The organism is Bacillus pretiosus, assembly GCF_051294775.1.
GTDB lineage: Bacteria > Bacillota > Bacilli > Bacillales > Bacillaceae_G > Bacillus_A > Bacillus_A wiedmannii.
This window is the reverse complement of the sequence record NZ_JBPPHF010000104.1, coordinates 1-321: the sequence shown is the minus strand read 5'-3', so window position 1 is coordinate 321 and position 321 is coordinate 1. Positions and strand designations below refer to the sequence as shown.

Annotated in this window: 1 protein-coding gene; it reads left to right on the top strand. The window is 33.6% G+C overall.

Features of this window, described 5'->3' with window-relative positions; translation table 11 throughout:
* Positions 1–321: hypothetical protein (locus ACSG5Z_RS30045; protein WP_435712765.1), on the top strand; the 321-nt coding region annotated here is incomplete at both ends.

The following is a 321-nucleotide window of genomic DNA, read 5'->3' as shown; positions in this document are numbered from 1 at the left end:
AGAACACCCAGAAAACTCTCCATTCGATGTAAAGGCATCTCTTATGAACACAGCTGATGATTTAAAAGAAAAGTATTCCGTATATGAAGTTGGAGCTGGACGAGTAGTTGCTTATAACTCTGTTCACACGGAAACAAGTTTTAAAGTATTAGATACGACAAAAACTATTGTCAATGATGAAGTGATTGAAGTACCAGAAGAAACTGGATCCATTGCATTCGGTAAATACTATCAAAAAGACGGGGAATCAATTGAACAAAACCGAAAAATTAAAATTGAAAACCGAAATAAACAAGAGAAGAAAGAATTTAAAACAGACAT